The sequence below is a fragment of the Serratia sp. 25CWL12 genome (genome assembly GCF_055790885.1).
This window is the reverse complement of sequence record NZ_CM147698.1, coordinates 4,371,224-4,390,058: the sequence shown is the minus strand read 5'-3', so window position 1 is coordinate 4,390,058 and position 18,835 is coordinate 4,371,224. Positions and strand designations below refer to the sequence as shown.

The following is an 18,835-nucleotide window of genomic DNA, read 5'->3' as shown; positions in this document are numbered from 1 at the left end:
TGTCTCCATTGTTCATCAATCCTCATCGTCATGGGGCAAATTGGCCTTCGGCAAACAAGTATGAGCCCCCCAATAAAACACCAGCAATGCGATCACCGCGACCATCAAGGTATCCCAAGGCTCAGGCACAATACCGCGCCCGCCAAAAGTCCCCAGGTAAGAAGCCGCCATCATCAGGGCATAAAAACCGATCAGCCAGAAAGACGAAAACACCTGTTGCTGAAAACTGACCTTATCTACCGGAACAAATTTCTTACACAGCACATACACCACAAACATGGCGATTTGCAGCCCTAAGAGCCAAGACACCGTGCCCCAGCCAGACCAGTAGACAATCAAGGCTGAAATAATAAATGACAGTGGAGCCAACACGGCGAACCCGCGTACATAGAAGGGGCGTTTCAGATCAGGGGCGTTGCGGCGCAGCCCTGCGGCAGTCACCGGGGCCAGCGCATAACTCAGTACCAGCGCGGCGGACACCACACCGATTAGGGTTTCCCACGAGGGGAAGGGAAGCGTCCAGAAAATCGACAGACCAAACGTCAGCCATAGAGCAGGGCGAGGGATGCCGGAGTCAGCATCAATCCGCGTGAAAACCTTAAATAAAGTCCCACTGCGGGCCCAACCGTACACCACTCGCGGTGTGGCATTCATGTAAATATTACCGGTACCACTGGGTGAGACCACCGCGTCACTCACCACTAAAAATGCCAACCACCCCACCCCGAGCATCAACGCAATATCGCGATAAGGCAGAGTGAAATGTTGCACTATCGAGCCCCAGCCATTGGCGAGTAACGCCGTAGGGACCCCACCAAGAAACGCCAGTTGCAACATCACATAGATGATTGTGGAAAGCACCACCGACAGGATCAGGGCGATCGGAATAGTACGCTGCGGATTTTCTACCTCACCGGCCACCGAAACAATGGGGGTCAGCCCCAGATAAGCAAAAATTATCCCACCCGCAGAGATCGCCGATTGCACCCCAGCAGCACCAAATGGCGCAATCCCTTGCACAGTGAGATTATCGGGGTTAAAAAAAGTAAACAGGACACCAATCACCAGTAGCGGTACCACAAACTTGAAAATACTGATGATGTTATTGGACTTGGCGAACGTTTTAACACTGTAATAGTTCAAGTAAAAAAAGAAGCAGAGCAGCGCCAACTGCACGCCCCATCCAAGCAGTGTCGGGCTGCTGGAACCGACTTGTGTCAACGAGGGAAACCAGGCAGCCGCATATTGGCGCGCGGCGACCACTTCAATGGCGATCAGGCTGGAGAAGGCAATAAGGGTAATCGACCCCATTAAATACCCCATCAACTCGCCATGTGAAAAAACGGGGTAACGGATCACCCCGCCCGCCTTGGGCAAGGCCGCCCCCAGTTCACAATAGACAATCCCCAGAAGCAACACAGCAACCCCACCGATCAGCCAAGAGTAAATCCCAGCAGGCCCTGCAATGGCAGCCACATGGCTGGCTGCGAACAGCCAGCCGGAACCAAAAATGGCCCCCAAACCAATAAAGGTTAAATCGGTCAGCGTCAGCCGCTTTTTAAACCTTCCTTGAACAAGACCCTTACTCTGAATAGGTGTTTCGCATTGAGATAGTGACATTGATGTAACCCTCTATTGATGAGCTTCATAATGATTCGCGGGTATAAACGCCATTGACTAAACGCAATAAATTGAGTGGGTTGGTATCCTGCAAAGCATCCGGTAGCAGGATTTGAGGGTAATTTTGGAAGCAGACTGGGCGTAAAAAACGCTCAATCGCGAGTGTACCGACCGACGTCCCTCTGGCATCACTGGTGGCGGGATAAGGCCCACCATGAACCATCGCATCGCACACCTCGACGCCAGTCGGGTAACCATTGATGATTAATCGCCCGGCTTTATGCGCCAGTAACTGTGTAAGTGAACGGGCTTGTGCAATTTCTGCCTCTTCACCAATCAGGGTGGCGGTCAGTTGTCCTTGCAGACCCTGTAAAGCCTGAAACAACTCGGCTTCATTGGCCGCTTCAACGACCACGGCAACCGGGCCAAAGACCTCTTCTTGCAACAGGGGAGACTGATCAAGCAACAAAGCAATATCCGCACGAAACAGTTGCGCCGATGCCTGCTCGGCAACACCACTCTGCCCAGCAATCCGCTCAATCCTCGGGTGCTGCTCTAAGGCGATGATACCCTGTTGAAAGCTCTGTAATGTCCCTGAGTTCAGCATGGTTTGCGCTGGGGAAGAAGTTACTTCTTGGCATAACTTGTTGACAAAACGCTCAAAATTGCTGGACCGCACACCGATAATGACACCTGGCTTGGTACAAAGCTGACCACATCCCAAGGTGAACGATGCCGCCAGATCTTGCGCAATCCGCTCGGCACCTGAACTCAACGCCTGCGGCATCACCACCACGGGGTTAATGCTCGACATCTCAGCAAAGACTGGGATAGGTTGCGGGCGACGCATCGCCAGATCAAACAACGCCCGGCCACCCGCCAGTGAACCGGTAAATCCAACCGCTTTGATTTCTGGATGTTGTACTAAATCAGCACCGATCTGACCGCCATACAGCATATTAAATACCCCAGCTGGCATAGCGTGTTTAACTCTCGCCCGTTCAATGGCGCGCCCAACCCACTCTGCCGTCGCCATATGACCGCTATGTGCTTTAAACACCACCGGACAACCGGCTGCCAAAGCTGCGGCGGTATCCCCCCCTGCGGTGGAAAAGGCCAGGGGAAAATTACTGGCACCGAATATCGCCACAGGCCCGATTGCTACGCGGTACTGGCGCAGATCAGGGCGTGGCAGCGGTGTCCTGTGCGGCAATGCGCTATCGATGCGTGCGCCGTAAAAATCACCACGTCGCAATAGCGCTGCAAACAGCCGCATCTGCCCACTGGTTCTGGCACGTTCACCTTGGATCCTTGCTACAGGTAAGGCGGTCTCTGCCGCCACCAACGCAATAAACTCATCACCCAGTGCATCCAGCTCATCCGCAATACCCGCGAGAAAATCGGCTCTTTGTGCTGCATCGGTCTGACTATAGGCGGGGAAAGCCCGTGCAGCGGCTAACGCTGCACGATCCACTTCAGTGGCTGTCCCCTGATAAAAACGATATCCGCTAGGCTGGCCATTCGCCGCACAGAGACTGACCAGTTTACGTTCACCTTCAGCGACACGTTCACCGCCAATAAACTGCCGCCCGCTGTCTTGCTGCTCTGTAAAATGTGTCATTTATACTCCATTATTCAATTGGTTATTGAAAAACACATTTAGAGTCCGACATCCGGCAATGTCGTTGGTCGGCAAGCCAGCGCTTTTTCAACCACTGCCTTCACCTCAGCCAAGGTCTGACCTTCCAGAGGCAAACGTGGTGGCCGAGTGATGGCACTACCACGGCCGACCATTTCCTCACACAGTTTGATGCACTGCACCAGGTCAGGACGATAATCAAGGTGGAGCAATGGCATAAACCAGCGATAAAGTGCTAATGCCTCGTCAAAACGCCCCTGCTTTGCCAGGCGGAATAACGTTTCACCCTCGCGAGGGAAGACATTGGACATCCCAGAGACCCATCCGGCAGCCCCCACCGCGACACACTCCAGTACCACATCGTCCAGCCCCGCAAACAACACAAAGCGATCCCCCACCGCATTAGGAATATCAATGAAGGGGCGCGTGTTCCCAGAGGAATCCTTGAACGCCACGATGTTGTCACAATCGGCCATGGTTGTGAGTACATCGGGAGTGACATCGTTTTTGTAGATCAACGGGTTGTTGTAGAGCATGATCGGTAGGTCGGTTGAGGCGGCAATGGTACGAAAATAAGCAACGGTTTCACGGATCGTCGGGCTATACACCAACGGCGGCATCAGCATAATGCCATCCGCCTGCGCTTTACCGGCTTCCGCCACCATTTCACGCGCATTGGCGGTGGTCAGTTCCGCCACACCGGATAAGACGGGCACCTGACCAGCAGCGGCATCCACGGCAACTTCAATAACAGAACGTTTTTCTTGGGTCGTCATTGAGGTGTTTTCCCCCACGGTGCCATTGACCACCAAGCCTGAAACACCATCCTTCACCAAGTTTTTGATCACGCGATGTGTCGCGTCGAGATCCAAAGAGAAATCCGCTTTAAACTGAGTGCTTACCGCAGGAAAAACACCGTGCCAGTTCACTGTTTTATGGCTCATATTGTTACACCTATTCGTTAAGTCATGAGGTAAATGGATATACCTTTCATCCTTTAAGAAGCAGTGGTGTTGGCGGCTTCCACTCGCTTGCCGCCTACCTGCAACTTCATTGAACTTGGGCATAGAAGACCACCAGAAAAATGTTAATTTAATGTAAGCCAATGGTGAACTTCTGCCCCATACTGACAATGAACCCGTCACTCCGCTTGAGGGTTTTCTCTGATTGCCATGATGAAATCAGCATAGTGATCTGGAATGCCGAAACGCGTAATGGCTATCACTGCCAGCATAAAGTGTGAGAAAAAGGGGGCGGAGCAACGAAAACAGCACAACAGTGGCTAGCCAGTTCAAGGGAGATCAACCAGGAAATGGGTGGGGATTGGACCTGTGGGTCACCGCTACTTCAGCGATAATCGAAAACACCGTGGTGTGGTGCCAGTGAGTGCTTTAAATTGACGGCTAAAAGCACTGTGGTCAGTATAGCCACAATGCAGTGCAATCTCGGTGATCGGCATGTCGGTTGCCAGCAATTCAGATGCTTTCTCCAAGCGGACTTTATGGATCATCTGCCGGGGAGTCAGGTGGAAAATACGCTTACAGTAACGTTCCAACTGTGCCACAGACAAACCCGTCAACTGAGTCAATTCACTCATCATTATCGGCTGGCTGTAATGTTGGCGGATATAATCATCCACGGCGACCAAGCGACGATAAGCCGGATGGTTGGCCTTGGCTTGTTGTAAATCGTAAGAAATCCCTGCCATACCGATGATCTTGCCCTGCACATCATAAAGCGGTAGTTTCTGAGTCAAACACCAGCCTGTTTCTCGACCCGCATACAAGTGCATTTCCAACTGATCCTGTATTCGCATCCCCTGCTGTAATACACGCTGATCCTGTTCGGTATAGCCAAAGCCCAGCTTGGATGGAAAGACTTCTGACGACGTTTTTCCTAGGAGTGAAGCAACAGTTTTAAAGCCACAACGTTTGGCAAGCGTCAAATTGGCAATCAGGTAACGAGCTTCACTGTCTTTGATAAAAAAAACCACATTCGAGATAGCGTTCAGCAAGGGCGTGATCAGGGCAATGGCATTGAGTACCGCGTTGATATCCTGCGGGCGCTGGAATACTAATCCCTCACATAGTGTGGCTAATTGGTCAACAGACAGTGTGGCCGAGGCGGCGACGGGTGATTCAGTGATGGTCTGATCTGCTGCAGCCGGAAAGTCTATTTCAAAGGTCTGGTCCATTAGTTAACCCTCTTTGACACACTATTTTTCAGGCTGTCACTGCCGCGTCATGGATCACCGCGCCAGAAATTGTGCTGATTTCTCTATGCAAAAAACAGAAAAGCGTCAAGCACTAACACCGCCTATCCCTCACTCTATCTTAGTAAAAATAACATTTCATTAACTTATAGGGCCGCTATGACTCCATCTTCTCAATTCACCATGATCCATGTGATTGATTCTCATACAGGAGGCGAACCAACTCGCTTGGTGGTCGATGGTTTTCCTGCATTAGGTACGGGAAGTGTCGCCGAACAACAAGCCATATTGGCGCGGGAGTTTGATCACTGGCGATGTACCAGCATTCTGGAGCCCCGTGGCAATGATGTCCTGGTCGGGGCGTTACTCTGCCCCCCACCACCGCCGATGCCTGCGCTGGCGTTATTTTCTTCAATAATACCGGTTACTTAGGCATGTGCGGTCATGGCACCATCGGCGTCGTGACCTCGCTGGCTTATCTGGGCAGGATCAGTGCAGGACGGCATAAAATCGATACGCCAGTCGGCACAGTGGAGGCCGAGTTACATCAGGATGGCAGCGTTACCGTGCATAACGTGCCAGCCTACCGCTATCGCAAACAAGTGACCGTCGAGGTTCCTGGCTACGGAACCGTCTGTGGCGATATCGCTTGGGGGGGAAATTGGTTTTTTCTGATTAACGATCACCCGTTAGTGGTCGGCCCGCATAATCTTGAAGCCCTCACGCACTATAGTTGGGCGGTACGTCAGGCTCTGGAACAGTCGGGTATTCATGGAGAAAATGGCGCAATAATCGACCATATTGAGCTATTTTCCCCTGATCCCGATGCCGATAGCCGTAATTTTGTTCTCTGTCCCGGCAAGGCGTATGACCGTTCCCCCTGTGGCACCGGAACCAGCGCCAAACTCGCCTGTCTGGCCGCCGATGGACGATTGAAACCTGGGGAGATCTGGCGGCAAAAAAGCGTGATCGGCAGTGAATTTCAGGCATCTTATAGCTTGGTAGGGGGAGAGATTATGCCTGTCATTCGTGGTCATGCCTATGTGTGCGGTGACACCCGCTTACTGATCGATGGGCAGGACCCTTTCGCCTGGGGCATTCCCGGATGAGTCACTCACGACTGATGCAGGCAGATGTGATCGTGGTGGGAGCAGGCATCATCGGTGCAAGTTGCGCCCATCAGTTAGCCCAGGCCGGTTACCGTATCCTGTTACTTGACAATCAGAGCCGCGCTGCAACAGCCGCAGGGATGGGGCATCTGGTCTGCATGGATGATAACCCGGCCGAGCTGGCGCTGAGCAGTTATTCTATTGCACAGTGGCGTCCACTCCTTGAGCAAATGCCCGCCTCATGTGCTTGGCACGCTTGCGGCACACTGTGGATTGCCGCCCACCCTGAAGAGATGTCACTGGCAGAACAAAAACAGCAGCGCTTGGCCAGTGTTGGCATCCAGAGCGCACTGCTGAGCGCCCAGCAGCTTCAACATATTGAACCGATGCTGCGTCAAGGCCTGACTGGGGGCTTACGCGTACCGAGCGAGGGCATTCTCTATGCCCCCAATGTCGCACAATGGTTAGTCCAACAAGGGAAAGAGCGAGTAACGCTACGCCATGCAGAGGTGGTTCGCTTGGAAGAACAAAGCGTGGTGTTGGCTGATGGAGAAACCCTTAGCGCGCCAGCCATCATTCTAGCCAATGGCATTCACGCACAACATCTGCTGCCTGAGTTGCCTCTACAACCCAAAAAAGGCCAGTTGGCCATTACTGATCGCTACCCTCTGCGGGTGCATCATCAGCTTGTCGAATTAGGCTACGTGGCTAGCGCTCATGCCAACAGCGGAACTTCAGTGGCCTTTAATGTACAGCCGCGCCCTACCGGGCAACTGCTCATCGGATCTTCACGCCAATTTAACACCCTCGACTCCACCGTAGAGATGCCGGTCTTGCAAGCCATGCTGCAACGTGCACTGCACTATCTACCGAGTTTGGCAGAGATGAACCTGATCCGTAGTTGGAGTGGATTTCGTGCAACACCCCCCGATAACCTGCCCCTGCTAGGTGCGCATCCCAGGTATAAAGGGCTTTGGCTGGCAGTGGGTCATGAAGGGTTAGGCGTCACCACAGCAACGGGCAGTGCACAAATCCTCACGGCGTTGATCCAGGGACATACGCCGCCGATTGATGCTACGCCCTATCTGGCAAGTCGTTTTTTATCCACACACATCCCCCTTGCAGTTACGGAGAATAACCGATGATAAACATGGCGCGTTCTATTCAGTTATCAATTGATGGCGAGCTGTTTTCCGTTCCTTGCGGTATCACGGTAGCGGTGGCATTAAGCCTCACTGATCAAGCAGGTTGCAGAGAATCGCTTACTGGGCAATGGCGTACCCCATTCTGTGGTATGGGGATCTGTCAGGAGTGCCGAGTGACCATTGACGGGTTACGCCGCCCCGCCTGCCAAACGCTATGCCGCAACAATATGATGATCACGAGGACACACTCATGATGTCTTCCGCTTGCACGCTAAAAAACTGGCATTGCGACATTCTGATTATCGGCGCTGGCCCCGCAGGGATGGCGGCAGCCAACGCCGCTGCCACCAAACAGACGCCGATCCTGATCATTGATGATAACCCTCGCCCTGGCGGGCAAATCTGGCGTGATGGGCCAGTGATGCCAATCGCTGCCAAGGCAAAGCGACATATCGAGATGATCAAAAAAAACCAAAACATCACACTGCTTAGCAATACAAAGATCGTTGGGAGCAACGGCCCTCAGCGCCTAATTTATGAAGGTTCTGACCAATATGGCACCATCAGTTACCAACGACTGATCCTGTGCACCGGCGCTCGAGAACAGTTACTGCCTTTCCCCGGTTGGACCTTGCCAGGTGTCACAGGTGCAGGTGGATTGCAGGCGATGGTGAAAAATGGCCTACCCCTGCAACGACAGCGGGTCATGATTGCCGGTAGCGGCCCATTATTGTTGGCGGTAGCCAACAGTGTGCAGCGAGTGGGTGGCCAGGTGGTCGGCATCGCCGAACAGGCCAAATGGTCGGCATTACTGGCCTTCAGTTGCCAATTATGGCGCTGGCCGAGCAAAGGATGGCAGGCATTGCGCCTATTTCAACGCCATTATCGGCCAGACAGCATGGTGCTGGAAGCATTAGGAGAACAACGCTTAGAGGCGGTGCGTATCAGGTTGGGCCAACGGGAAAAAACGGTCGCCTGCGATAGGCTTGCCTGTGGCTTTGGCTTGGTCCCGAATAGCGAATTAGCACAATTACTGGGTTGCCATTTAAACGCACAGAAGATAACCGTGGATCAATGGCAGCAGAGCAGCCAGCCAACTATTTATGCCGCAGGAGAGTGTACCGGTATAGGCGGCAGCGAATTAGCGCTGGTGGAAGGCACTATCGCCGGTTATGCCGCCATAGAACACTATTCCCGGGCAGCAACGCTGTTTCACTTACGCCACCGTTGGTTGCAGTTTGCAGACCATGTGGCCACCGCGTTCACCCTGAACCAGGAAGTCAAACAGTTGGCAACACCAGAGACCTTGCTCTGCCGCTGCGAAGATGTCCCACTCTCTATGCTGACGCCCCATGACAATTGGCAGCAGGCTAAACTCCACAGCCGATGTGGCATGGGGGCTTGTCAGGGAAAAATTTGTGCCACCGCCGCTCACACGCTACTGGGCTGGGCTCCCCCCGCCCCCAGAGTGCCACTTTCTCCGGTGCGGATTGGAACATTAGTTGGAACATTAAGCAGCAAGACTCAACACTGCCCGTAATAAGCATTGGGCTCGTGCTGATAAACCACTATCCCTGACGTATACAACTGCTCTTGTTGCCCCAGCGTTTCGCCAATCACCCGCCCGGTGGCCAATTCATACTCGCCACCCACTTCATTGGCAATCAAGCGCGCGGTCCGCTAGGCATCATCCATTGACGGGTTATCCAGGGCCACTTGCAACATCGGTAAGGTATTGGTCATCTTGTTCTCCTTGTCCTTATCGCCAAAGCAGACCGGCTTTTTCAGCGTCACCAAGGAGTTGAAGTGCCGCTGGTTTAGGGGCTCGAGGGGGGCTAATTGTCGTTACCGATACCCATATATTTGCTCTGGTCTTAATAACAGCAAAATGGGGTACACTCTCCCAAAATTCCCCCGCACAATGAGGCACGTTAACATTATGCAGCAAGCTGAAACGATCAATATTGAGCAGGCCTATTCTCACCTGAAAGAGGGCAGTGCGACGCTGGTCGATATTCGAGACCCACAAAGTTTTGCCGTAAGCCATGTACCAGGCGCATTCCATCTTACCAATGACAGCCTGACAACCTTTATGCAGCACAATGAGTTCGAGCACCCGGTGATGGTCATGTGCTACCACGGTATCAGCAGCCGCGGTGCGGCACAGTACCTACGGCAACAAGGGTTTGAAGCCGTCTATAGCATTGATGGTGGTTTCGAAGCCTGGGCACGTCAGTTTCCGCAAGAGGTCACCGCCTCTTCATAACAGCTCATCTAAGCGGTGGATCAATTATCCCCCGCTTTTTATCCATTCCATTGCCTATCGGCAGGATTTCAACGCTATAATCATCCCTCAATACCACTGCTAGTCATATCCGTGGTCAATATTATCTACCGAGACGGAAAACCTATGGTTCGAGTGATCGCCGTATCCAACCCGCGTTTGGCACAAGCTTTTGTCGATTATATGGCAACACTTGGGGTGCAGCTTAGTGTCCAGGCTAGCGACGAAGCGGCCGAAATCTGGCTGGCAGATGAGACTCATCTGGAGCAAGTTCAGCACGAACTGCAACAGTTTCTGCACGATCCCCTCAACCAACGTTATCAGGCCGCCAGTTGGCAAACCGGCAACACTGACACCGGGTTGAACTACCAACAATTTTCCTATCTGCAAACCATCCGCAGCAAAGCGGGACCACTGACCCTCACGGTAATGGTATCGTGCATCCTGATCTACATTCTGATGCAGATATTGGGGGATAACACCGTGATGTTCTGGCTTTCCTGGCCGCAAAACAGCTCGCAATATAGTCAGCTATGGCGCTGGGTCAGCCATATTTTCCTGCATTTTTCATTACTGCATATTACGTTTAACCTGCTCTGGTGGTGGTATCTGGGTGGCCCAGTGGAAAAATTACTCGGTAGCGGTAAGTTATTTGTCATCACCGTGGTTTCAGCCCTTTTCAGTGGCTGGGCACAATCGCTATTTAGTGGGTTTCTCTTTGGCGGTCTTTCTGGTGTGGTTTACGCCCTGATAGGTTACGTCTGGTTAACCGGTGAGCGCGCACCAGAACGAGGCATCAATCTGCCACGGGGTCTAATGGTATTTTCCGTGCTCTGGCTGGTCATCGGCCATTTCGATGTTTTTGGCATATCGATTGCTAATGCAGCACACATCGCCGGTTTAGTGTTAGGGTTATTGATGGCATTCTGGGATACGCGACATCACACGCGCAATGAACAATAACAGCCAGGTACATATTAGGGGATTATCATGAAGCAAACTCAGCGTCATGACGCAATTATCGAATTGGTGCGCTTACAGGGTTATGTCAGCACTGAAGAGTTGGTGGAGCATTTCGCCGTCAGTCCGCAAACCATTCGACGTGATTTAAATGACCTGGCTGATCAGAACAAGATACAGCGCCACCATGGTGGTGCTGCCTTCCCCTCCAGCTCAGTGAATACCGCCTATCATGACCGCAAGATCATGTACTCAGAAGAAAAAAATCGCATCGCTCAGCGCGTGGCTAGCCAGATCCCTGATGGCGCGACACTGTTTATTGATATCGGCACCACGCCGGAAGCTGTCGCCCATGCATTGATGGGGCATAAAAATCTGCGCATCGTCACCAACAACTTGAATGTCGCCACCCTGCTCACCGCCAAAGAGGATTTCCGCCTGATCCTGGCTGGTGGCGAAGTGCGCACTCGAGATGGTGGCATTATGGGGGAAGCGACATTGGATTTTATTTCCCAATTCCGCCTCGACTACGGCATTCTTGGCATCAGCGGTATCGATATGGATGGCTCACTACTTGAATTCGATTACCATGAAGTACGCACCAAACGTGCCATTATCGAAAACTCCCGCTGTGTGATGTTAGTCACCGATCATTCCAAATTTGGCCGTAATGCGATGGTTAATCTTGGCAATATGAACCTGATTGACTACCTCTTTACCGACCAAAACCCGCCCCCTAGCGTGATGAAAATTATCGAGCAGTATGATGTACAACTAGAGATCTGCTAAGTTCCCCTCCTCTCCTATCACAGGAGAGGTTTCCCCCGCTCGCCTCTTCAATTGATGTGCATACCCGCCAAATTGTTAAATTTTTCGTTAAAACAGATTGCCCCGGTTAATTATTGGCTTAATTGTTGGTTTATGATTACAATAATGAGCAAAATAGAACATTAAAGAACTATTACGAACATTCTTGCGAGGTTAATGTGGAAACCAAAGACTTGATCGTTATCGGCGGCGGTATTAACGGTGCGGGTATCGCTGCAGATGCTGCTGGCCGTGGGCTCTCCGTTCTGCTACTGGAAGCACAAGACTTGGCCAGTGCAACCTCTTCCGCCAGTTCAAAACTGATCCATGGTGGCCTACGCTACCTGGAACATTACGAGTTCCGCCTGGTCAGCGAAGCACTGGCGGAGCGTGAAGTGCTGCTAAAGCTCGCTCCACATATCACCTTTCCCATGCGTTTCCGCTTGCCGCATCAACCCCATTTGCGCCCAGCCTGGATGATTCGCACCGGCCTGTTCTTATATGATCATTTGGGTAAACGCACCAGCCTGCCAGGCAGCAAAGGCTTGCACTTTGGCGCTGATTCGGTTTTAAACGCAGAATTAAAGCGCGGTTTCGAATATTCCGACTGCTGGGTAGATGATGCCCGTCTGGTGGTCTTAAATGCCCAGGCTGTTACCGAACGGGGTGGTGAAGTACGTACCCGCACTCAAGTCACCCGGGCTTGGCGGGAGAATGACCTGTGGGTGGTGGAAGCTACCGAGATCAATAGCGGCAAGCGTCTTACCTGGCGAGCCAAGGGGTTGGTCAATGCCACCGGGCCTTGGGTGAAACACTTCTTTGATGATGGGTTGAAGCTGAAATCCCCCTACGGTATTCGCCTGATTAAGGGCAGCCATATCGTGGTCCCCAAGGTGCATGATCAACCACAAGCCTATATTTTACAGAACGAAGACCACCGTATTGTGTTTGTGATCCCGTGGATGGATGAGTTTTCTATCATTGGCACCACCGATGTGGAGTACCACGGCGATCCCCAAGAGGTCCAGATCGATGAGAACGAGATCGACTATCTGCTGAAGGTCTATAACCACCACTTCAAAAAACAGTTGGGTCGTAACGATATCGTCTGGACTTATTCCGGTGTCCGCCCGCTGTGCGATGATGAATCAGACTCACCACAAGCAGTGACCCGCGATTACACCTTGGATATTAATGATGTTCAGGGCAAGGCCCCGCTACTTTCGGTATTTGGTGGCAAACTCACCACCTACCGCAAGCTGGCAGAACATGCGCTGGATAAACTGGCGCAATATTACCCGGGCTGTGGGCCGGCATGGACCAAAAACGGTTTACTGCCAGGGGGTGACATCGCGGGCAGCCGTGATCACTATGCGGCCAAACTACGCCAACAGTACCCCTGGTTAACGGAATCACTGGCTCGCCGCTACGCCCGGACTTATGGCAGTCATAGCCAACAGATCCTGGCCAACGCTAGCAATCTGAGTGAGTTAGGTGAACACTTTGGGCACGAACTCTATGAAGCTGAATTGCGTTATCTGGTTGATCAGGAGTGGGTTAGTGAGCTGGATGATGCCATTTGGCGGCGGACCAAACTGGGAATGTGGCTCAGCGAAGCGCAACAAGCACGGGTTAAAGCCTGGCTAACCGCACAGGCTGAAGCGAAAATAGCGTCACAGGTGAGTTAATCCACAGAGTATCAGGGCCGGTTACCCGGCCCTGATCACGATGACAACTTTATCGGCTTACAATTTTATCGGCTTGATGTTCCAGATCTCATCCGCGTACTCTTGAATGGTACGGTCAGAAGAGAAATAGCCCATGTTGGCAATATTCAGCACCGCACTGCGTGTCCAGTCATCCTGATTAAGATATAACTGATCCACTTTATCCTGCGTATCCACATAGCTGCGATAATCTGCCAGCAATTGATAGTGATCCCCCAGATTGACCAGTGAATCAAACAAACTGCTATACCGCTGCGGCTCATCAGGGCTGAATACACCGGTAGCGATTTGCGTTAGCGCCAGATGCAACTCCTCATCCTGTTCAAAATATTGACGCGGGTTGTAACCATTACGACGCAAATCTTCTACTTGTTCGGCGGTATTACCAAAGATAAAGATATTCTCTTGCCCGACATGCTCGAGCATTTCAACGTTAGCGCCATCCAAAGTACCAATCGTCAAAGCACCGTTCAGAGCAAACTTCATATTACTGGTGCCTGAAGCTTCAGTCCCTGCCAGTGAAATCTGTTCTGACAGATCAGCCGCCGGAATAATCATCTGTGCCAAACTGACCCCATAGTTGGGGATAAACACCACTTTCAAATCATCGTGGACCCGCGGGTCATTGTTGATCACTTTAGCGACATCATTAATCAAACGAATAATCTGTTTGGCGGCATAGTAAGCCGAGGCCGCCTTACCCGCAAAAATCACCACACGGGGTACCGGCTTGGTTTCAGGATCCTGTAGCAAACGGTTATAGCGAGTAATCACATGTAATACATTAAGCAACTGCCGCTTATATTCATGAATACGTTTGATCTGCACATCGAACAAGGCATCCGGATTCACCACCACATTGAGCTTTTTGGCAATATAACTGGCCAGCCGCTCTTTGTTCTGCCGTTTAGCTGTTTGCACCGCCAGCAAGAAACTCGGGTAATCCACATCCTGCTTAAGCTCGGCCAGTTGGCTAAGATCGGTACGCCATTGATGACCGATACTGTCATCCAATACTTTCGACAGCGGTCGGTTGGCTAACCCTAACCAGCGACGCGGCGTCACCCCGTTGGTTTTATTGCAGAAACGACCCGGGAAAATCCGCGCAAAATCAGCAAACAGGGATTGCACCATCAGCTCCGAATGCAGAGCTGATACGCCATTCACCTTATGGCTTGCTACCACCGCCAACCATGCCATGCGAACCCGTCGGCCATCGGTTTCATCAATCAGAGAGACCCGTGCCAGTAAGTCATTATCACCTGGCACCTGCTGTTGAACTTGCTTGAGAAAATGGTCGTTAATCTCGAAAATAAGCTGCAAATGACGTGGCAGGATCTTACCCAGCATCTCTATCGGCCAGGTCTCCAGGGCTTCACTCATCAACGTATGGTTGGTGTAAGAGAATACTTTTTCCACCAGCGCCCAAGCATCCAGCCAACTGAATTTATGCTCGTCGATCAGTAAACGCATCAATTCAGGAATGGACAAAACGGGGTGGGTATCATTCAGGTGAATGGCAACCTTGTCAGCCAGATTGGCAAAGGTTTTGTGCATTATCCAGTGACGATGAAGAATGTCCTGTACTGTCGCTGAAACCAGGAAGTATTCTTGCCGTAGACGTAGCTCACGCCCAGAATAAGTGGAGTCATCAGGATAGAGCACGCGCGATACGTTCTCTGAATGGTTTTTATCCTCCACCGCAGCAAAGTAGTCACCCTGGTTGAATTTACCCAGGTTGATTTCGTTACTGGCCTGCGCACTCCATAAACGGAGTGTGTTAGTGGCGTCAGTATCAAAACCAGGGATCACCTGATCATAAGCGATAGCAATGATCTCTTCAGTTTCTACCCAGCGGGCCTTGGTTCCCTCCTGCTGAATACGCCCACCGAAACGTACCTTATAGCGGGTATTATGGCGCGGGAATTCCCACGGGTTACCGTATTCCAACCAGTAGTCCGGCGACTCCATCTGCTGGCCGTTAACAATATTCTGTTTGAACATGCCATATTCATAGCGGATGCCATAGCCTCTTCCTGGCAGGGCCAACGTCGCCAACGAATCCAGGAAACAGGCAGCCAAACGGCCCAAGCCCCCATTGCCTAAGCCAGGATCATTTTCCTCTTCAAGCAATTCACTCAAGCTCAGGCCCATTTCATCGAGTGCATCCTCAAGATCCCGATAAATTCCCATGGATAACAGGGCATTCGATAACGTCCGGCCAAGCAGAAACTCCATCGACAGGTAATAAACCTGCCGAACATCTTGCGAAAGCTGGGCGCGACTCGCGCGTAACCAGCGTTCCACCATCCTGTCTCGTACCGCAAACAGCACAGCATTAAGCCAGTCGTGCTGAGTCGCGATAGCCGGATCCTTACCAACAATAAACATCAGTTTATAGGCGATGGAATGTTTCAGCGCTTCAACACTGACCGTGGGTGAGGTGTAACTAAACGGTGAAGTCATAGTAATTCAATCCCAAGTACGCGATTACAATAAGCGTTGATAAAGCGACAGATAATCCCTTGCCGCTACGTGCCAACCAAAATCCAGATTCATAGCGTGGCGCTGTATTCGCCGCCAATGTTTCGGCCGGCTCCATAACACCAGCGCACGCCGAATAGCATTGCTCAAGGCGACAGCATCACAATCATCAAAAACAAACCCACTGGCGCTACCGTCTGCCAGATTCTCCAGCGCGCAATCCACCACGGTGTCCGCCAACCCCCCCGTGCGGCGCACCAACGGCAAGGCACCATATTGCAAACCATAAAGTTGTGTTAACCCACAAGGCTCAAAACGGCTGGGCACCAGGATCACATCTGCACCACCGATAATACGGTGAGAAAAAGCTTCATGGTAGCCAATCTGCACACCCACCTGATCAGGATAATCGGCGGCGGCATCCAGAAACGCCTGCTGCAAGACGGCATCACCGGCCCCCAGCAACGCCAACTGCCCACCCTGCGCCAACAACGTAGGCAACGCTTCCAGCACCAGATCCAACCCTTTCTGATTGGTCAGGCGACTCACCACCGCAAACAGGGGCAACGACTCATCCACCTGTAGCCCCATCGCTTTTTGCAGATGCAGTTTGTTTTTGATCTTATTCTTCAGATGGTCTGCATCGTAACGCGCCGTCAGATTGGCATCACGGGCCGGGTCCCAGATGTTGTCATCAACGCCATTGAGAATACCGCTAAGCCGCCCTTGACGCTGGCGCTCCTGCAGTAATCCTTCCATGCCATAACCAAATTCAGGCCGTGTAATTTCACGTGCGTAGGTTGGACTGACGGTGGTGACATGGTCGGCGTAGTATAGGCCCGCCTTCAGAAATGAAATCTGCCCGTGGAACTCCAACCCGTAGATATTGAAAAACGCCGAAGGTAACCACAACTCTTGCAGATGTTGGGCAGCGAACAGCCCCTGATAGGCCAGATTATGAACCGTAAAAATAGAACGAGCCGGGTGACCATTGGCTGCCAGGTAGGCACAGGTCAATCCAGCATGCCAGTCATGAGCGTGTACCACTTGTGGCCGCCAATAACGATCCAACCCTTTCGCCAGTTCACAAGCCATCCACCCCAATAAAGCAAAACGGCGGTGGTTATCTGGATATGCACTCATTGATTGGTCATGGTATGGGCTGCCCGAACGGTTATACAGCCAAGGTGCATCAATCAGGTAAACACCGATACCCTGATAAATACCGTAACGTAGGCTGACTAAACCAGCAAAAGAGTCAACCTGGGTCACCAATACCGTATCTGGAATACCATTGCACACATCAGGAAACGCCGGTAACAACAACCGAACATCCACCCCCTCGGCAATTTGTGCTGCCGGTAATGCCCCCACCACATCGGCAAGACCGCCGGTTTTTAGCAACGGGAATATTTCAGAACATACATGTAAAACCTGCATTCTCACTCCTGAAAGCGGCAAAACTCCTTTGCACCGATAGCTGCCGCCTCTATCCATGCCCACTATTCGACAAAATCAGTTCGACAACATCAGTTCGATAAAATCAGTTCGATAAAATCAGTCGTTACAGCTTTGACAACATTTCGCGCGTGACCAGCACAATGCCCTCTGCCGAACGATAAAAACGCTGGCTATCTTCCTCTGCGTTTTCACCAATCACCATTCCTTCCGGAATATGGCAGGCTCGATCAATAATGCAGCGACGCAAGCGACACGAACGACCAACATTCACATCCGGCAATAGCACTGAGGAGTCGATAGTACAGAAGGAATTGACCCTCACCCGCGAGAAAAGCACCGATTGCACCACCACCGAACCCGAAACAATACAACCGCCAGCCACCAGCGAATTCATGGTCATTCCGTGACTCCCGGAGCGGTCCTGAACAAATTTCGCCGGCGGTAGCGGCTCCATATAGGTGCGGATCGGCCAGGAGCGGTCATACATATCCAATTCCGGTGTCACCGAAGCCAGATCCAGGTTGGCTCGCCAGTAGGCTTCCAGCGTACCGACATCACGCCAGTAGGGTGGCAGTTCGTCATTGGAGGTGACGCAGGAAAGGGTAAATGGGTGAGCCCAAGCTGCGCCCTGCGCAGTAATTTTAGGAATCAGATCCTTGCCGAAATCATGGCTGGAATCTGGCAGCAACATATCCTCTTCCAACAGTTGGTATAAATAGTCGGCGTTGAAAATATAGATCCCCATACTGGCCAACGACATCTCAGGATTGTCTGGCATCGCGGGTGGATCCGCCGGTTTTTCCAGAAAATCCAAAATCCGGTCATGACTATCTACCTTCATGATACCAAATTCACCGGCTTCTTTACGTGGCACCGGAATACAGGCCACGGTACATTGCGCCCCTTTCTGCACATGGTCGAACAACATGCGCGAATAATCCATTTTATAAATATGGTCACCGGCCAAAATCACCACATATTCCGCCTGATAGCGGCGGATAATATCCAGGTTCTGGCAAACGGCATCCGCCGTTCCCCGGTACCAATGCTCAGTACTCAGACGTTGTTGGGCGGGTAACAGGTCAACAAACTCATTCATCTCCTCATTGAGGAACGACCAGCCACGCTGAATATGCTGTACCAGCGTATGCGAATGATATTGGGTAATAACCCCCATGCGGCGAATCCCTGAATTCAGGCAATTCGACATGGCAAAATCGATAATGCGGAATTTACCGCCAAAATGCACTGCGGGCTTGGCGCGCTTAGCGGTTAAATCTTTTAAACGTGAACCTCGTCCCCCGGCCAGAATCAGGGCAACCGCTTTATTAGGTAGTTGCCGCGCTAACAACAAAGAATCTTTATTTTCAAACGTGACCACAACTGA

The 18,835-nt window shown here is 51.8% G+C and carries 14 protein-coding genes and 2 pseudogenes; 8 read left to right on the top strand and 8 right to left on the bottom strand.

Features of this window, described 5'->3' with window-relative positions:
* Window positions 1-15: 15 nt before the first annotated feature.
* From ACX9GV_RS19080 to ACX9GV_RS19065, 4 genes are all read right to left on the bottom strand, one after another.
* The gene (locus tag ACX9GV_RS19080) at window positions 16-1,620 is read right to left on the bottom strand and encodes an APC family permease (protein WP_473196556.1); all 1,605 of its coding nucleotides are present in this window, start codon (window positions 1,618-1,620) and stop codon (window positions 16-18) included.
* A 25-nt stretch (window positions 1,621-1,645) separates the two neighbouring features.
* Window positions 1,646-3,241: an aldehyde dehydrogenase (NADP(+)) gene (locus ACX9GV_RS19075; RefSeq protein ID WP_473196555.1), complete on the bottom strand. Its 1,596-nt coding sequence runs from the start codon at window positions 3,239-3,241 to the stop codon at window positions 1,646-1,648.
* A 38-nt stretch (window positions 3,242-3,279) separates the two neighbouring features.
* Window positions 3,280-4,203: a dihydrodipicolinate synthase family protein gene (locus tag ACX9GV_RS19070; RefSeq protein ID WP_023489102.1), complete on the bottom strand. Its 924-nt coding sequence runs from the start codon at window positions 4,201-4,203 to the stop codon at window positions 3,280-3,282.
* 398 nt (window positions 4,204-4,601) lie between these two features.
* Window positions 4,602-5,453, bottom strand: coding sequence for an AraC family transcriptional regulator (locus ACX9GV_RS19065; RefSeq protein WP_473196554.1), 852 nt, complete (start codon window positions 5,451-5,453; stop codon window positions 4,602-4,604).
* A 177-nt stretch (window positions 5,454-5,630) separates the two neighbouring features.
* Here ACX9GV_RS19065 and ACX9GV_RS19060 point away from each other — a divergent pair.
* From ACX9GV_RS19060 to ACX9GV_RS19045, 4 genes and pseudogenes are all read left to right on the top strand, one after another.
* A pseudogene (locus ACX9GV_RS19060) lies at window positions 5,631-6,580 on the top strand (4-hydroxyproline epimerase).
* Window positions 6,577-7,725, top strand: coding sequence for an NAD(P)/FAD-dependent oxidoreductase (locus ACX9GV_RS19055; RefSeq protein WP_473196553.1), 1,149 nt, complete (start codon window positions 6,577-6,579; stop codon window positions 7,723-7,725). Before ACX9GV_RS19060 ends, ACX9GV_RS19055 begins: the two are co-directional and overlap by 4 nt.
* Before the next feature lie 5 nt (window positions 7,726-7,730).
* Window positions 7,731-7,979 (top strand): 2Fe-2S iron-sulfur cluster-binding protein, encoded by a 249-nt coding sequence (locus tag ACX9GV_RS19050; protein ID WP_473198074.1) that lies wholly within the window; start codon window positions 7,731-7,733, stop codon window positions 7,977-7,979.
* A complete protein-coding gene (locus tag ACX9GV_RS19045; RefSeq protein WP_473196552.1) occupies window positions 7,976-9,265 on the top strand; it encodes an FAD-dependent oxidoreductase in 1,290 nt (429 codons plus the stop codon). The genes ACX9GV_RS19050 and ACX9GV_RS19045 overlap by 4 nt, the downstream gene beginning before the upstream one ends.
* Here ACX9GV_RS19045 and araD read toward each other — a convergent pair.
* Window positions 9,265-9,387 (bottom strand): annotated as a pseudogene (gene araD / locus ACX9GV_RS19040) (L-ribulose-5-phosphate 4-epimerase); the annotation flags it as partial. The gene ACX9GV_RS19045 and the pseudogene araD sit on opposite strands and share 1 nt — an antisense overlap.
* Before the next feature lie 277 nt (window positions 9,388-9,664).
* Between araD and glpE the strand changes: the two are divergent.
* The 4 genes from glpE to glpD all read left to right on the top strand — a co-directional run bounded on the left by glpE (window position 9,665) and on the right by glpD (window position 13,464).
* On the top strand, window positions 9,665-9,991 hold the full coding sequence (glpE, locus tag ACX9GV_RS19035; RefSeq protein ID WP_473196551.1) for a thiosulfate sulfurtransferase GlpE: 327 nt from the start codon (window positions 9,665-9,667) through the stop codon (window positions 9,989-9,991).
* A gap of 144 nt (window positions 9,992-10,135) precedes the next feature.
* Window positions 10,136-10,972, top strand: coding sequence for a rhomboid family intramembrane serine protease GlpG (glpG, locus tag ACX9GV_RS19030; protein WP_023489095.1), 837 nt, complete (start codon window positions 10,136-10,138; stop codon window positions 10,970-10,972).
* Between the two features lie 27 nt (window positions 10,973-10,999).
* The gene (locus ACX9GV_RS19025; protein ID WP_037385481.1) at window positions 11,000-11,758 is read left to right on the top strand and encodes a DeoR/GlpR family transcriptional regulator; all 759 of its coding nucleotides are present in this window, start codon (window positions 11,000-11,002) and stop codon (window positions 11,756-11,758) included.
* 197 nt (window positions 11,759-11,955) lie between these two features.
* Window positions 11,956-13,464 carry a glycerol-3-phosphate dehydrogenase gene (glpD, locus tag ACX9GV_RS19020; RefSeq protein WP_473196550.1) on the top strand — a complete coding sequence of 503 codons (1,509 nt, stop codon included), beginning with the start codon at window positions 11,956-11,958 and terminating at the stop codon, window positions 13,462-13,464.
* A gap of 57 nt (window positions 13,465-13,521) precedes the next feature.
* Here glpD and glgP read toward each other — a convergent pair whose 3' ends face one another.
* The 3 genes from glgP to glgC form a co-directional block, all read right to left on the bottom strand.
* On the bottom strand, window positions 13,522-15,969 hold the full coding sequence (gene glgP / locus ACX9GV_RS19015) for a glycogen phosphorylase (protein WP_473196549.1): 2,448 nt from the start codon (window positions 15,967-15,969) through the stop codon (window positions 13,522-13,524).
* Window positions 15,970-15,993: 24 nt separating this feature from the next.
* Window positions 15,994-17,427, bottom strand: a complete 1,434-nt coding sequence (glgA, locus tag ACX9GV_RS19010) for a glycogen synthase GlgA (protein WP_473196548.1) — start codon at window positions 17,425-17,427, stop codon at window positions 15,994-15,996.
* Between the two features lie 124 nt (window positions 17,428-17,551).
* Window positions 17,552-18,829, bottom strand: a complete 1,278-nt coding sequence (gene glgC, locus ACX9GV_RS19005) for a glucose-1-phosphate adenylyltransferase (protein ID WP_473196547.1) — start codon at window positions 18,827-18,829, stop codon at window positions 17,552-17,554.
* Window positions 18,830-18,835 lie beyond the last annotated feature (6 nt).

Bases quoted from the DNA above. Each gene is read 5' to 3' on its own strand.
- ACX9GV_RS19070 (WP_023489102.1), bottom strand. From the start codon at position 4,203: ATGAGCCATAAAACAGTGAACTGGCACGGTGTTTTTCCTGCGGTAAGC.
- glgA (WP_473196548.1), bottom strand. From the start codon at position 17,427: ATGCAGGTTTTACATGTATGTTCTGAAATATTCCCGTTGCTAAAAACC.
- ACX9GV_RS19025 (WP_037385481.1), top strand. From the start codon at position 11,000: ATGAAGCAAACTCAGCGTCATGACGCAATTATCGAATTGGTGCGCTTA.
- glgP (WP_473196549.1), bottom strand. From the start codon at position 15,969: ATGACTTCACCGTTTAGTTACACCTCACCCACGGTCAGTGTTGAAGCG.
- ACX9GV_RS19065 (WP_473196554.1), bottom strand. From the start codon at position 5,453: ATGGACCAGACCTTTGAAATAGACTTTCCGGCTGCAGCAGATCAGACC.
- ACX9GV_RS19055 (WP_473196553.1), top strand. From the start codon at position 6,577: ATGAGTCACTCACGACTGATGCAGGCAGATGTGATCGTGGTGGGAGCA.
- glpE (WP_473196551.1), top strand. From the start codon at position 9,665: ATGCAGCAAGCTGAAACGATCAATATTGAGCAGGCCTATTCTCACCTG.
- glpG (WP_023489095.1), top strand. From the start codon at position 10,136: ATGGTTCGAGTGATCGCCGTATCCAACCCGCGTTTGGCACAAGCTTTT.
- ACX9GV_RS19080 (WP_473196556.1), bottom strand. From the start codon at position 1,620: ATGTCACTATCTCAATGCGAAACACCTATTCAGAGTAAGGGTCTTGTT.
- ACX9GV_RS19075 (WP_473196555.1), bottom strand. From the start codon at position 3,241: ATGACACATTTTACAGAGCAGCAAGACAGCGGGCGGCAGTTTATTGGC.
- ACX9GV_RS19045 (WP_473196552.1), top strand. From the start codon at position 7,976: ATGATGTCTTCCGCTTGCACGCTAAAAAACTGGCATTGCGACATTCTG.
- ACX9GV_RS19050 (WP_473198074.1), top strand. From the start codon at position 7,731: ATGGCGCGTTCTATTCAGTTATCAATTGATGGCGAGCTGTTTTCCGTT.